We start from the raw sequence: 13690 nt of genomic DNA on the forward strand, positions 1-13690 counted from the left end.
CTTATAACCCAGGCCCAGCGCCGCTCGAAGGCCGGAGGCGCAGCCGCGCGAGCGCGACCGCGCGGTCGCGGATTCTCCACACGCCGCGCGCGGGGGCGGCGTGGATCGCGCGGCGTCGCTTCCGCGCGCCGGCGCGGCGCGGAGGCGCGCCGCGCCCGGGGTGCGCGCGTTCCGCGGGTCTCCGCGCCGCGCCGGCGCGCGCGGCGGAGCGTGCCCCGTAATCCGTCACAGCTGTTCGGGTTTCTGCTGATCAGCTGTACCGCTCTCCCGCGAGCGGGAGAGCGACGCGCCGTACAGGGCGCGTGGAGCAGGGCGTCTTACCGAGGCGCCCGGAGACGCCTCTCGGCGCCGCGAAGCGAGCCGTGTTGGTCGTTGGCTTGGGGGCTTCGCCGCGCTTGGGTATGATCGGCCCCGGATGTTTCCGACGGAGCCCGCTCCCGAGACGATTGGGGCCTACAAGATCCTCCGGCGCCTGGCCGGTTCTGGGCCCACCAGCGTCTATCTCGGGCGGCTGGACGGCCCGCTCGGGTTTCGCCGCGTCTGCGTGCTGAAGCTCGTCCCGAATACGGCCGAGGGCGATCCGCGCTTCGCCGACGAGCTCGCCCGCGAGGCGTCGATCTGCGCGTCGATGAACCACCCGGCCATCGTGCGGATGTTCGACTTCTTCGAGCACGACGGCCGGCTCGTGCTCGTGCTCGAGCACGTCGAGGGCGTGAACCTCAATCGGCTGCTCCAGCACCTCGCGGCGCGGCAGCAGAAGCTCGCCGACGCGGCGGTCTACTACCTGGTCCACTGCATCGCCGGCGCGCTCGCGCACGCGCACGGGCTGACCGACGAGCACGGCAGCCCCGCGCCGGTGATTCACCGGAACCTCCACCCGGAGAACATCGTGATCGGGTGGGACGGGCAGGTGCGCCTGACCGGCTTCGGCATCGGCAAGATCCTCGGGCGCACGCCGGACACCATCGCGGGCGTGGTGAAGGGGGCGCCGGGCTACATGGCGCCCGAGCAGGTGCGCGCCGAGCGGGTCACGGTCAAGGCCGATATCTACGGCGTGGGGCTGCTGCTCTGGTCGCTGCTCTCGGGGCGACGGCCGCCGGCGGACGGCACCAAGCCGCCTGGCATCGCGTCGATCCGCCCCGAGATCCCGCGCCCGGTCGTGGCGCTGCTCGACACGGCGCTGTCGCTGTCGCCGGACGAGCGGAAGACCACCACTCAGGAGATCGAGCAGACGCTCGCGAAGGTCGCCCGCCCGGAGAAGGGGAAGGCGGAGCTCGTGACGCGCGTGCAGTCGGCGCACGCGACGATCGAGATCGAGGACGCGGATCCCGAGGAGGACCGGCGGCCGACGATCCCGGTCAAGGGCAAGGGCGGGCAGACCGCGCGGCCCGCGGCGGAGGCGGCGAAGCGGCTCGCGAAGGATCTGTTCGCGAAGGATCAGGCCGGGAGGGAGGGCGGCGCCGCGCGGCTCCGGCCCGGCGGCGCGCGGGCGGGGACGACGCCTCCCGCGCCGGCGCCGACCGAGGCGCTGGCGGCGGCCACGCGCCCGGACGGCAAGAGGTCGGCCCGCGCGCCGGGGCCCGAGCCGATCACGATCCCGGTGCCGGCGGCGCCGGCAACTCAAGCGCCGCCGACGCCTGTCGCGGCGGCGCTGCCGACCGCGGTCGGGGTGAAGGGCGCCGAGGGGCGGAAGCCCGCGCTGCCGGATCGCGAGACGTTCGGCCGGCTGTACGAGGCGTCGAAGCGCGCGGCGGAGCGCGACGCGGCGGCGGCCGAGGAGGTGCTTGCGGGGGGCGGGCCGGCGACGCTGCCCGAGGTGGAACCGGTGTTCGAGGAGGACGACGCGACGATCCCGGGCACCGGCGCTCCGTCGGTGCGCTTCGGGCCGTCGATCTCGGCGATCCCGGAGGCGATCCGCTTCGGTCCGCCGCCGGCGCTCCCGGCGGATCTCACGCCGGCGTTCTTCGCGCCGCCGCCGCCGAAGCCGCCGTCCGCCTCGCCGGTGACGCCGTCCGGGGTGACGGTGCCCATGGGCACGACGGGCCTGACGCCGCCCGGGGTGGCGGTGCCCGTGGACCGCACGGCGGGCGGGACGCCGCCCGGGGGCGTGCCGTATCCGAGCGCGGCGGGCCTGCGCGGCCCTCCGGCGGAGTCGTCGCCGCCGCCGGGGATGCGGCGCCAGCGTTCGCCCACGATGGGCTGGCAGGCGCCGCGCTCGCTGTCGCCGGCCGGGACGATCGCGGTCTCGGCGATCACGGCGACGGTGGTGGCGGCGCTGTGGATCTACGTCGCGCGGCGGGAGCGGCCCGTGCCGGCGGCCGCCGCGCCGGTGGAGCAGGCGGCGCCGGCCGCCGAGCCCGTCGCCGCGGCGACGGCGGCGCCGGCGCCGGCGCCGAGCGCTGCGACCTCCGCGAAGCGGGCGCCGGGCGCGAAGGCGCAGGGGAAGGCGCCATCCGCGAAGGAGCTGGCGGCGCAAGAGGCCGCGGCGGCGAAGGAGGCGGCGAGGGAGGCCGCGGCGGCGAAGGAGGCGGCGGCGAAGGAGGCCGCGGCGGCGAAGGAGGCCGCGGCGAAGGAGGCGGCGGCGAAGGAGGCCGCGGCGAAGGAGGCGGCGGCGAAGGAGAAGGAAGCCGCAGCGAAGGAGAAGGAAGCCGCAGCGAAGGAAGCCGCAGCGAAAGAGGCCGCAGCGAAAGAGGCCGCAGCGAAAGAGGCCGCAGCGAAAGAGGCGGCGGCGAAAGAGGCCGCAGCGAAAGAGGCCGCAGCGAAAGAGGCCGCAGCGAAAGAGGCCGCAGCGAAAGAGGCCGCCGGCCAGGGGCGGGAAGGGGTCAACCCCGCCACCCTGCCCAAGGGACAGGGCGTGCTCACGGTGGGGTTCCCCGAGCCGGGGGGCGTCTATGTGACCGGCAAGTACGCGGGGGATGTCAACGAGCCGCTGGTCATCCGCTGCGGTCGTTTCTTCGTGCGCGTCGGGAAGCCCGGCAAGACGAAGTTCCCCGAGTGGCTCAGCGCGGGTGTGACGGCGCAGGTGCCGTGTCAGGGCGCCACGACCATCGATATCAAGCCGACCGCCCCGCCGAAGCCGCGAAAGAAGCGGTAACGCGGCGCCGGGAGCGGCGCTCGGACGAGGCGGGATTGAACCGCTGAGGCGCCGAGGAGATGGGCTCGGTTCTCCCGGCGTCCGGGCCATTCCTCGTGCAGGGCGGTCGAGCGCCGCGTTGCCCAGGCTCTCCCTTGGTTTCGTGAGAGAATTGAACCACAGAGGGCGCAGAGGGCACAGAGGGAAGAGAAAGAGAGAATTGGTTATTTCTCTCTCCTCTGTGCCTCTGCGGTTCAAATCCTCTTCATCAGAGCCATAAGGGCGTCATCGCCCGAGCCGATCGAGCCTGTCCTCGGCCGCTTCGAGGCGGCTCGCGCCATCGGCCGCCTTCTGCTGCGCCTCCGCCGCCTTTCGCTCCGCCTCGCCGGCGCGCTTCCTCGCGGTCCGTGCGGCCTCCTCGGCCTCCTCTGCGGCGCGGCTCATCCTGGCTGCCTCTCTCGTGAGGCGATCTGCCTCCTTGGCAGCCCGCGATGCCTCGCGGCTCGCCTGATCCCGCTCTCTCTCTCTGCCGCCGTGAGCTGCGCCTTCTGCTGGCGCTGCTCTGCCGCGAGCCGCTCCCGCCGCTCGGCGGCGAGCTTCGCCTTCTGCTCGCGCTCCTCGGCCGCGCGCCGCGCCTTTTGCTCGCGCTCTCTCGTGGCGCGCTGCTTCTCGCGCTCACGCTCTTTCGCGGCGCGCCGCCCCTCGCGCTCGTGCGCTTTCGCGGCGCGCTGCGCCTTTTGCTCGCGCTCTTTCGAGGCGCGCTGCCCCTCGCGCTCGCGCTCTTCTGCGGCGCTCTCACGCTCTTTCGCGGCGCGCCGCCCCTCGCGCTCCTCTCCCGCCCTCTTCTGCCGCTCCGGCGGCTCCTTGGCCGCGCGCCCCCGGCGTCGCGACGGCGCCTCTGCCTTCGCCCCCTTGCTCCCGCGGCCCGTCCCGGCTTCGGCGGGCCTCTCGGAGGGCCGCCCTCGCAGCAGCCCGAGCATGTCCGAGAGATCCCCCGGCTCGAGCTCTCCCGACAGCCGCCCCCGCGCGAGCAGCTCCAGATCCGACGGGCTCGCGGTGGGGGTCGCCAGCAGCGAGTCCCGCAAGCGGTCCATCGGATTGCCCTTCTCCCGATAGCCCCCCTCCGCGAGGAGCGCCGGCGCCGCCCGCAGGAGCTCGTTCACGATCGCGCGGTGCTCCTGGCTCGCGTCCTTCAGCCCCTGCGCGCCGCCCGGCCCGAGCGCCCCCCGCTGGGCCTCGCGCAGCCGCTCGCCCGCGTCGAGCAGGGCCTCCATCCGCTGCGGATAGCGGCGCGCGAGCTGGTTCAAGGTCCAGGCCGCCGCGGTCGGCCGCCGCAGCGCCTTCACGCGATCGGACGCGCCCTTGTCCCCGGCTTGCCGCAGCCGCTTCGCGAGCTCGTCCCGGGCGCGCGTGAAGTCGGCGAGCGGCTTCTTGTAAAGGGCGTCGACCTCCTCCTCGTCATCGACGCCACCCGGAGGAGGAGCACCGCCGCGCGTTCCCTTGGTTCGAGAGGCCATTCCCGCGCAAGCTCAGCCGAGCTCCCGCGAGCTTACTCCGCTCAGGCGGCCTCGGCCAGCGTCGACGGCACCTCCGGGAGCTCCCAGCCGCGCGTCCGGATCTCTTCGTTGATCCAGCGGATGTGGCGCCGCTCGTCCTGCCAGTTCGCCTCCACCATCCGTCGGACCGCCTCCGGCAAATCGCTCGCCAGCGCCGAGGCATAGGCGTCGTTCGTGAGCTCCTCGTTGCCGCGCATGGCGACGAGCGCCGTCCGATCCTCGCGCGCCGACAGCTCGGTGTAGCGGCGAATGCACTGGCCGCGCTCATCGGCCTCGTCCGGCGGCGAGGCGCCGAGCGCGTCCAGGAGCTCGCGCTCGTGCCGCTCGTGATCCGCCCGGAACCCCTCGAGCTGCTTCTTGATCTCCGGCGCCTTGCACACGCCGAGCGCCACGCGGTACGCCTCGGCAGCCGCCCTGTCGAGCAGGATGAGCCCCATGATCTGCTCCAGGGCCGTCGCGTCGCCGATGTCGCCGCCTCCCGAGGAGCGCCGCCTCGTCGCCGAGCCCGGAGCCGCCTCGGCCGCTCCTCCGGCGCCCCCCTCCGACGCCTCGGCCGCGCCGCCCAGCGAGCCGCTGCGCTGGAGCCTGCCGAGCATCGCGCCGTCGATGCCGGGCACCTGGTGCACATCCTCCCAGCTCCGGAAGGGGCCGCGCTCGCTCCGGTGCTCGATGATGAGCCGAGCCCGCTCGCCGTCGACGCCCTCGATGGCCATGAGGTCTTCTTCCGTTGCCGTGTTCAGATCGATGCGCGGTTCGCGCGATGCCTTCTTGGTCATGGTCGAGCCTCCCCGGACCGATTTGTAGGGCCGACGGAAGGCCGCCGAAAGCTGGCATGGCTGCCAATCCGGCGCGGAGCTCGAGCGGCCGGCGCCCCCCGCTCGGATGGCGTTCGAGTCGTAGGCCTTGTCGGCGATGAGGCATCCCCAACTTTTCGGCCGTCGACGAATTTAGGGACGGGCCCTAGACTCCGGGTATGCCTCACCCGGATCAGCCCCTCACCAACGACGACGACGAGGAAGAGGATCTGCTCAACGAAGAGGACGAGGATCTGCTCGAGTGGGCGGCTACGGCCGAGCTCTACGCCGTCGGCTACATCCGCATCCTCGCCGACGCGATCGAACGAGGTGACGCCGATCTCCAGGTGGATCCCGGGGCGTGGGAAAACACCCTGACCGCCGCCGAGGGGGCGATGTTGGAGCACATTCGCGGTCGCCTGCACGGGCCTACAGCCATCACCGCGGGAGACGTCGAGCGGATGCGGCGACTCCGCGAACTGGGTTCCGCTGCCCTCTTGGGCGGCGGGCGGCCGCCCGAGCTCGGCCCGCTCGCTCTTCAGTGCATGGAGTCTCTGTTCGGATCGGACTGGAAGCGCGCCGCGCGGGTTGCCGAGTCCCACGTGCGCGCTCTCAATCAGGCTTTCCACCCTCGTAGCGGCACACAATAGGAACCCCGATGACGAACCGACAGATATCTCCGTTTTCGTAATAGTACCAGCAGCTGCTGGCCAGGCCGAGGGCTCTGCATTGCATCAGTAGTCCAGTCTTGACGTTGGATTTGAACGGGTGTTTCGTCCTGCCGGGCAAGATATTCCTGCGTCGGCGCACTTCATCATGCGCTCGGCGCCGTGCTCATACCTTTTACAGCGGATGATCTTGAAGGAGCCGATCGCCTCCGGTTCGGTCGTGGGACCATTCTCCGTCTCGTCGTCGAATGTCAGGTTGTTGGCTTCTGGATCGCTGGTTGGTGTGTCGGTCTCCGTCCCATCGAAATTTTCTGATGGGTGCATGACACAAGAGGCAACGCATAGAGCGACTCCATGGAGAGAGATCAGGGCGGCAACCGCCGGAACCATTCGCATGGTAGGGACGACGCAAGCTCAGGGCCACGTCAGTCGAGTGTGCCGGTGTCACCCGGCGCGCATCCTGGACCCCGGGAGGAGGCACGAAAAGGCAACTCTGGGCCAAGATCCATCTGATCGTCGATGCCCTTGGTTTGCCCCTCGAGTTCGAGGCTGGCTGCAAATTCAGGGACAGCCCTGGAGCGGAGCGTCACCCGCGAGGGCGGCGGCGGTCACGCGTCGGGCGGCGTCTCGGGCGACTGCGCCGGCTGCGGCTGCGGCTCTTCCCCGCCGCGCGCGCGGCGCGTCGCGAAGATCTTCGCGAGCGGGGCGGTCACGGTGCGGAGCGCGGGGTTCACCTCCGATGCGGCCTTGGCGACGCCGTAGGCGACGAGCGAGGGGCTCCACGCCTCCGCCGACCAGGCGAGGCGGCTGTCGGCGAGCCGTTGCCGGAGCTCCTCGACGCGCTCGAAGAGCGGCCTGATCACGTCGAGGTTGTTCAGGTCCTCGAGGACCGCCTCGGAAGAGAAGCCGGCCGCGGTGGCCACCGCCGTATGCTCGGCCATCGCGCGGCAGAGCGACCGCGTCGCCTGCTCGAAGCCCTCCCGCGCCCGCGGGATGGCGGCGCGTTCAGCCTCGTTCAGCACGACGAGATAAGGCGCGAGGAGCGCGAAGGCTTCGTCGATCTTCTTGCGGGCCTTGGCGGTGGCGAGCTCGAGCTCTGCCGTGTCGATGCGGGTCGGAGTGGGCACGGGGATAAACCTCCTGATGGGATGGATGTAGAGCGGTGAAAAACAACCAATGTGGCGGAACGCCGCCGTATCGATGTCCCGAGAAGCGCATCGTCGGAGCGCCTGTCAAGGGAGCACATCGACGAATCGACGTGGATCATCGAAAAACCGATGTGGATCATCGAAAAACCGAGGTGGGGCAGCAGAAAACCGACGTGAGGGATCGAGAGAGCGATGGGGGACAGCAAAAAACCGACGTGCGCCATCGGAGGACCGACGCGCGCCATCGGCGGCGCGAGGTGGGGGGCGGGAGGTGGGGGGCGGGAGAGCGAGGCGCACCTCGCCGCATCGCCCGGCGAGCGGGGATTGGCTATCTCGGCTCGCCCTCGCGCGCGAGCTGCGCGAGCTCAACCAACGCCGCGAGCGCGCGGGCGTGATGCTTGTAGGCCGTGGAGCGAGGGAGCCCGCGTCGCTTGGCGATCTCCGCCATGGGGATCTCCTCGACGTGGCGATCGAGGAGCAGCGTTCGATGCTCGGGCGCGAGCGCGGGTCGCCTGAGCCAGCGTGCGCAGGGAGGCGAGGGCGGCCCGCGGATGTGCCGGCAGGGGGCGTTCCAGACGTCAGGAGCTGGTAGTATCGAAGAGCGCTTTCGCGTCGGCGACGAGAACGGCGCGGCGGAGCCAGCGGTCGAGCTCGGTCATGTCGGTGCTCGCGAGGACGCGCTCGCGGACCTCCGCGGGGATCTCCAGGCCGCGCGCTTCGAGCACCTTCAGCACGGCGCTCGCGGCCTCTTCCCGCTGTCCCTCCAACCGACCCTTGGCCACGTAACTGCGCGCGAAATCGCTCTGGAATTCGTAACCGCTCTTCATTTTCGTCTCCAGGCTCCGCCTCGCTGCTTCGTTCAGAGAGGATAGCACCACATCGAGGTAGAGGGCTTGCTGCTCCTGATCCAGCCCGGCAGCGGCCGCCAGGGCAGCCACCGCGATCGCCAGGCCGGCCGCGCTCTGCCCGTGCGCCCCAGGGCAGCCACCGCGATCGCCAGGCCGGCCGCGCTCTGCCCGTGCGCCATGACCGACAGCACCGCGACCTCGGGCCTCGCTCGGGCGTCGGCCGGCTCGGTCACGACCGGGACGGCGATCGGCGCGGTGCTCCACAGGGACGATCTCGGTCAGGTCGGTCGGCTCGATGCGCGCCTCGGTGAACCGCGGCACCGGCGCGCCCAATTTGCCTTTGTGCGCTGCCCGCCGCGCTCCGGCGTAGCTCGCGGGGCATCCTCGGCTCGGCCGAGGCAAGCCATGCCGTCGTCCGGCCGCGAGGGAATGGCACAGTTCGTCTCACCGCATCACAGCCTGGGCCACGCCGGGGGGATGACCGGCGCCAGAGGCCGTGATCTTGTCGTATCCGCGCTGGCACACGGGTTGCGTGAATGCCGCCGCATGAGGAGCACTTCCATTTCTGCTCTCGCATTCGTGTCGGTCGTCCCCCTCTGCATGGCGTTCGCGTGTGGTCCCGTCGAGACGTCGCAACCCGTCACCCCGGACGACGGCGACGACCCGACGAGCCCGGAGCCGACGTCCGCGTGCGAGCCCCGGCAGGCCGGGATCTCGGCGGATTTCGAGCTCACGATCGAGGACTGGCGGGGCGAGACGAACGGTTACTTTCTGTACAACGTCGCCGCGCCCTGCCAGGTGGAGGCGGCCACCCCGACGTCGCGCGACCTTCGCTGTACGGAGGGCGACGGTGCCGAGCACAGCGTGACGCTCTCCATCGCCGATTCCCGCATTGCCGGCGCCATTCCCTCGAGCGGTCCCGTGTTCCTGCGGGCGGCGCGGACCGACCCGGAGTTCGGCGAGAACCAATGGTTCGTGGTGCGCGCCGGCTCCGAGGTCACGGGCGCGCTGCTCGCGGGGGGCCTCCGAGCTGGATACGAGACGCCAGAGCCCGGCGACGGCTATTTCTCGCCGATCTGGATGGTGACCGGCACGGAGGAAGGATGCCCCGTGGAGGTCGAGGACGAATGCTTGATCCGCCGCAGAGCGCGGATGCTCTTCTCGGTCGACGACGTCCCGGGCGCGTCGATCCTCGACGGCCACGAGGGGGACATCGACGCGAGCGGGACGTATCGTGCGGTCGTGGGCGAAAGCGTGGACGACATGATGGGAGGCTTGCCCTTCTGCGGGGGCGACGATCCGCGCTACGCGGACAATCTGCGCGTCTTGATCGGAGCAAAAGCGCAGGAGGGACCTCCGGGGACCGCTCGATGAGCTCTGCGACCGGGGCGCGGCGGCTGCGCCGCCCCCGCGTGCGTCAGCAACCTCGCTATCGCAAGGCGCTACCTCGCGAGTCCTTGCTCGTCGAGGTCCGTCCCGGGGATCTGCGTCGCCTCCGCCGGACGTGCTGCTTCCCAAGGGGTCGCGGCGCCTCCGCTCCGCGCGCGAGCTGCACGATCGCTTCGACGAGCCGTTCCCCTGAGCGACGCCGCGGGCACTCGCGCCGCCCCGTGCGTGCGCAGAACGACTACGGCTTCAGGCAAACCGCTTCCAGGTTGTTGCCGTCGGGGTCGTGCAGGAACGCGGCGTAGTACGTGGGGCTGTAATCCGCGCGCACGCCGGGCTTGCCGTTGTCGCGGCCGCCGGCCGAGAGGCCCTCTCGGTGGAACCGATCGACCGCGGCACGGTCCGCGGCGCGCAGGGCGATGTGCGCGCCGGGGCCCCGGGAGCCGTCGTCCGCTTGCAGATAGAGGGCCGGCGCGCCCTCGGGGCCGAAGCTCGCGGAAGCTTCGTCGCGGGAGCACAGCACGTGGCCGAGCGGCGCGAGCGCAGCGGTGTAGAAGCGCACGCTCGCGTCGATGTCCTTCACCTTCACGCCGATGTGATCGTACATGATGTCTCCTCCGGAGGACGGCCCACGATGGGTGGCCTCCACGTGGGGGACCCTAACGACGGAGCGCGGGGCGTTCTTGGAGAATGTTGCGCTCGAGGCGCGCTGCGACGTCCCTCGGCCACCCCACCTGTCACCGCGGTCCGGTGAGAACGGAGAGGCGCGTCGCCACGAATCAGGGCGCGGCGGCGCGCTCGTGCCGGCGCGCGACGGCCGCGATGGCGACGGCGATCAGCGCGGCGAGCAGGAAGCCGCCGCCGAAGGCGAGGACGATGATCCAGGGCTGCATCGCCCTGCCCAGGCCGTCCGCGAAGCCCGCGGCGGCGGCGCGGCTCGCGCGCTCGATCGCGGCGCTCGAGCAGCCCGGGTCGCCGGCGGGGCAGCCGGCGAGCTGCTCCACGAGCTCCGCCGTCCCCTCGCGCGCCACCGCCCTCGCCGCCGCGCCCGAGCCCTGCTCGACCAGGGTGACGAGCGCCCGATCGTGCTGGAGGGCGCCCTGGACCACGGCGCTGCTCACCGCCTCGCTGGTCTGCGCGATGACCGGCGACAGGCGCTCCGCCTGCAGCCCCATCTCCGCCGCGCCGGCCCGGACCGCGTCGTGGACGACCGCCCCCACGAGCGGCCGCTCGCGCTCGGGCGCGCCCTCGGCCGGCGTCCCCTCGGCCGATCCGCCGGCGGGCGCGGACCGGCCCTGCGCGCCGCGATCGAGCGCCTCGAGCGTGCCGCGGGTCGCCTCCTTCGCCGCCTCGCGGACGCACCCCGGCGCGAGCACGAGGGCGGCGAGGAGCGCCGCGGCGACGGCTCGGCCGGAGCGCGCCGGCCCGCCCGCGCGCGGCGCCGCGGGCGCGGCCGGTCCACTGGAGAGCGAGCCTTGCACAGCCGCGATGGCCTTCATCAACCGTGCCCGCCGCGCCCTGCGCAACGCGCGTTGCCCCGGCCCCTCGCTCCCCGCGCTCGCCTGCGCAGCGCCGCGGGCGCGGCGCCGAACAGGGAGGCCAAAAGAAAGAGACAGGGGAAATTCTTCACATCACCCCGCCTCCCCGTGGGCTATCTCTCCCTCGGCGCAGATCGCGAAACTAGGGAGAATCCATGTACGAAAGAATCATTGCTGGGCTCAGCTGCCTCGGTCTCCTGGCCGCGTGCGGCGACGATGCCGACGTGGGGCCGGGGCCGGTCGGCCAGGGCGACTATCAGGCCACCATCCGCTGGACGAGCCACGGCGTCCCGCACATCCTCGCCGAGGACATCGGCAGCATCGGATTCGGTCTCGCCTATGCCGGGGCGCGCGACTTCGTCTGTACGCTCGCCGATCAGGTCGTGAAGGTGCGGAGCGAGCGCGCGAAGACGTTCGGCCCCGGCGAGGACGACGCGAACGTCGACAGCGATTTCACCTACCTCGCGCTCGGCGTCGTCGACCGCGCCGAGGCCATGCTGGGGCGGCTGTCCCCCGACGGCAGGGCGCTCCTCGACGGGTATGTCGCGGGCTACAACCAGTACCTCGCCGACACCGGCGCTCAGGGCCTGCCCGAGCCCTGCGCCGGCGCGGCGTGGGTCAAGCCGGTCAGCGCCGTCGATCTCGCCGCGTACTACCTCCACATCAACATGTTCTCCGGCAGCCTGCAGCTGCTCGATTATCTCAGCCGCGCCGCGCCGCCGAAGGCCTCGGACGAGGACGCGGGGGCGTCCGGCGAGGGGGCGAAGGCCCCCGGCGACCGGGCCCGCTCGCGCGATCTCGAGCTCCCCGATTTCACCCGCCTCCACCTCGGCAGCAACGCCTGGGCGATCGGCCGCGATCGCGCCGAGGGCGGCCGGGGGATGCTCGTCGCCAACCCGCACTTCCCCTGGGAGGGAGAGCTCCGGTTCCACGAGGCCCACCTCACCATCCCCGGGCAGCTCGACGTCTACGGAGCTGCCTTGACCGGAATGCCGATCATCAACATCGGATTCAACGAGCATGTCGCGTGGACTCACACGGTCTCTCCGGCCAACCACTTCACGGTCTACCGGCTCTCCCTCGATCCGGGCGACCCGACGGCCTACGTCTACGAGGGCGAGACCCGGGCGATGGAGCGCCGCGAGCACACCATCGATGTCCTCGGGGACGACGGCTCGATCGCGAAGGTCTCGCGGGTGATGTACCGGAGCCACCACGGCCCGATGCTCGGGGCCTCGGTCCTCGGCTGGTCCACCAAGCAGGCCTTCGCCCTGCGCGACGCCAACGAGGACAACGGGCTCGCCCTCGACCAGTGGCTCGGGATGGACCGCGCGAGGAGCCTCGACGAGCTCCGGCGGGTGCACGAGGAGACACGCGGGATCCCGTTCGTGTTCACGACCGCGGTGGACGCGGAGGGGCAAACCCTGATCATGGACGCCTCGCGCGTGCCCCACCTGAGCGCCGAGGCGGTGCGCGCCTACGAGGGCGCGCTCGCGCGGGACGGGCTGACCGGCGTGCTCGCGAGCTCCGGCATCGTGCTGCTCGACGGGAGCAAGGAGCGGGATGAGTGGGTGGAGACGCAGGGCGCCGGCGCGCTCGTGCCGTGGGGCGACATCCCCTCTCTCTCGCGGACCGACTTCGTCATGAACGCCAACGACACGGCGTGGCTCGCGAACCCCGCCGCGCCGATCACCGGGTATTCGAGGCTGTTTGGCACGCCGGGCAGCCCGATCTCGGCGCGCACGCGCATGAACCTCGTCCTGCTCACCGAGCAGGGCGAGGACGGCGCCTCGGGCGAGGACGGCCTCTTCTCGCGCGACGAGCTCAAGGACGCCATCCTCAGCAACCGCGGGATGACGGCGGAGCGCCTCCGCGCCCAGGTGGTCGAGCGCTGCGACGGCGCGGCGCCGGTCGACGTCGAGGGCGAGCCGGTCGACGTCGGCGGCGCGTGCGACGCGCTCGCGGCGTGGGACGGCCGGGTGGACCTCGAGAGCGTCGGCGCCCTCGTCTGGCGAGAGCTGCTCGGGCGGTTCTCGGCCCCGGACATGACGGACGCGGGCAAGCTCTACGCTCAGCCGTTCGACCCCGAGGATCCGATCGAGACCCCGCGCGATCTGGTCGAGCCCCCGGCCGAGGGCGCGGATCCGATCCTGGTCGCGCTGGCCCAGGCGACGCTCGCGCTCGCGAAGGCGGGGCTCGACCCGACGACGCCGCTCGGCGAGGCCCAGTTCACCATGAAGGACAAGGCCATCCCCATCCACGGCGGCACCAACCGGGAAGGGGTGGCCAACGTCGTGCTCTTCTCCACGGCGAGCCTCAACAGCACCCTCCTGCCCAGGCTCAACACGGGCGAGATCGTCTCCGCGACGACCGGCCTCACCACCTCGGGCTATCCGATCAACTTCGGCACGAGCTTCGTCATGGCCGTCGAGCACACGAGCGGCGGCCCCCGCGCCGAGGCGCTGCTCAGCTACTCGCAGTCGACCGACCCCGAGTCGCCCCATTTCGCGGATCAGACCGAGCTGTTCTCGCGCAAGGAGTGGCGGCCCGCGCTGTTCGCGCAGGAGGAGATCGCCGCCGATCCGGCGCTCGCCGTGAAGGAGGTCTCCGGGCGCCGCTGACCCGCGGTTCCGCGCGCGCGGGCGGCTCCGCTCGCGCGCGCGGCGCCGAGGCGCGGCG

12 protein-coding genes are annotated in these 13690 nt (G+C 72.0%); 4 read left to right on the top strand and 8 right to left on the bottom strand.

What is annotated here, in order from left to right:
- Nucleotides 1–415: 415 nt before the first annotated feature.
- Nucleotides 416–3094 carry a serine/threonine-protein kinase gene (locus WMF20_RS48005; RefSeq protein WP_437608560.1) on the top strand — a complete coding sequence of 893 codons (2679 nt, stop codon included), beginning with the start codon at nt 416–418 and terminating at the stop codon, nt 3092–3094.
- Between the two features lie 264 nt (nt 3095–3358).
- Here WMF20_RS48005 and WMF20_RS48010 read toward each other — a convergent pair whose 3' ends face one another.
- The 3 genes from WMF20_RS48010 to WMF20_RS48020 are packed head-to-tail and all read right to left on the bottom strand — an operon-like array spanning nt 3359 to nt 5405.
- Nucleotides 3359–3517 (bottom strand): hypothetical protein, encoded by a 159-nt coding sequence (locus tag WMF20_RS48010; RefSeq protein WP_437608562.1) that lies wholly within the window; start codon nt 3515–3517, stop codon nt 3359–3361.
- Nucleotides 3514–4590, bottom strand: coding sequence for a hypothetical protein (locus WMF20_RS48015; protein ID WP_437608564.1), 1077 nt, complete (start codon nt 4588–4590; stop codon nt 3514–3516). The genes WMF20_RS48010 and WMF20_RS48015 overlap by 4 nt, the downstream gene beginning before the upstream one ends.
- Nucleotides 4591–4631: 41 nt before the next feature.
- Nucleotides 4632–5405 carry a helix-hairpin-helix domain-containing protein gene (locus WMF20_RS48020; RefSeq protein ID WP_437608566.1) on the bottom strand — a complete coding sequence of 258 codons (774 nt, stop codon included), beginning with the start codon at nt 5403–5405 and terminating at the stop codon, nt 4632–4634.
- Between the two features lie 197 nt (nt 5406–5602).
- On the opposite strand from WMF20_RS48020, the gene WMF20_RS48025 reads away from it, so the two are divergent.
- Nucleotides 5603–6073 (top strand): hypothetical protein, encoded by a 471-nt coding sequence (locus WMF20_RS48025; RefSeq protein ID WP_437608568.1) that lies wholly within the window; start codon nt 5603–5605, stop codon nt 6071–6073.
- Between the two features lie 626 nt (nt 6074–6699).
- Here the strand turns inward: WMF20_RS48025 and WMF20_RS48030 are convergent.
- The 3 genes from WMF20_RS48030 to WMF20_RS48040 form a co-directional block, all read right to left on the bottom strand.
- Entirely contained in the window at nt 6700–7218 is a 519-nt protein-coding gene (locus WMF20_RS48030) for a hypothetical protein (protein ID WP_437608570.1), read from the bottom strand.
- 349 nt (nt 7219–7567) lie between these two features.
- A complete protein-coding gene (locus WMF20_RS48035) occupies nt 7568–7834 on the bottom strand; it encodes a sigma factor-like helix-turn-helix DNA-binding protein (protein ID WP_437617243.1) in 267 nt (88 codons plus the stop codon).
- Nucleotides 7818–8420 (bottom strand): hypothetical protein, encoded by a 603-nt coding sequence (locus tag WMF20_RS48040; RefSeq protein ID WP_437608572.1) that lies wholly within the window; start codon nt 8418–8420, stop codon nt 7818–7820. The genes WMF20_RS48035 and WMF20_RS48040 overlap by 17 nt, the downstream gene beginning before the upstream one ends.
- Before the next feature lie 246 nt (nt 8421–8666).
- Between WMF20_RS48040 and WMF20_RS48045 the strand changes: the two genes are divergently transcribed.
- A complete protein-coding gene (locus WMF20_RS48045) occupies nt 8667–9461 on the top strand; it encodes a hypothetical protein (RefSeq protein WP_437608574.1) in 795 nt (264 codons plus the stop codon).
- A gap of 253 nt (nt 9462–9714) precedes the next feature.
- On the opposite strand, the gene WMF20_RS48050 is transcribed toward WMF20_RS48045, so the two are convergent.
- Both WMF20_RS48050 and WMF20_RS48055 read right to left on the bottom strand, forming a co-directional pair.
- Entirely contained in the window at nt 9715–10080 is a 366-nt protein-coding gene (locus tag WMF20_RS48050) for a VOC family protein (protein WP_437608576.1), read from the bottom strand.
- 172 nt (nt 10081–10252) lie between these two features.
- Nucleotides 10253–10972, bottom strand: a complete 720-nt coding sequence (locus WMF20_RS48055) for a hypothetical protein (RefSeq protein ID WP_437608578.1) — start codon at nt 10970–10972, stop codon at nt 10253–10255.
- 194 nt (nt 10973–11166) lie between these two features.
- Between WMF20_RS48055 and WMF20_RS48060 the strand changes: the two genes are divergently transcribed.
- Complete coding sequence (locus WMF20_RS48060; RefSeq protein ID WP_437608580.1) at nt 11167–13632, top strand: acylase; 2466 nt, start codon at nt 11167–11169, stop codon at nt 13630–13632.
- Nucleotides 13633–13690 lie beyond the last annotated feature (58 nt).

The sequence above is a fragment of the Sorangium sp. So ce834 genome (assembly GCF_051521425.1).
Lineage (GTDB): Bacteria > Myxococcota_A > Polyangia > Polyangiales > Polyangiaceae > Sorangium > Sorangium cellulosum_D.

Coding starts and splice junctions, on each gene's coding strand:
- WMF20_RS48025 (WP_437608568.1), top strand. CDS start 5,603: ATGCCTCACCCGGATCAGCCCCTCACCAACGACGACGACGAGGAAGAG.
- WMF20_RS48005 (WP_437608560.1), top strand. CDS start 416: ATGTTTCCGACGGAGCCCGCTCCCGAGACGATTGGGGCCTACAAGATC.
- WMF20_RS48010 (WP_437608562.1), bottom strand. CDS start 3,517: ATGAGCCGCGCCGCAGAGGAGGCCGAGGAGGCCGCACGGACCGCGAGG.
- WMF20_RS48020 (WP_437608566.1), bottom strand. CDS start 5,405: ATGACCAAGAAGGCATCGCGCGAACCGCGCATCGATCTGAACACGGCA.
- WMF20_RS48050 (WP_437608576.1), bottom strand. CDS start 10,080: ATGTACGATCACATCGGCGTGAAGGTGAAGGACATCGACGCGAGCGTG.
- WMF20_RS48060 (WP_437608580.1), top strand. CDS start 11,167: ATGTACGAAAGAATCATTGCTGGGCTCAGCTGCCTCGGTCTCCTGGCC.
- WMF20_RS48015 (WP_437608564.1), bottom strand. CDS start 4,590: ATGGCCTCTCGAACCAAGGGAACGCGCGGCGGTGCTCCTCCTCCGGGT.
- WMF20_RS48055 (WP_437608578.1), bottom strand. CDS start 10,972: ATGAAGGCCATCGCGGCTGTGCAAGGCTCGCTCTCCAGTGGACCGGCC.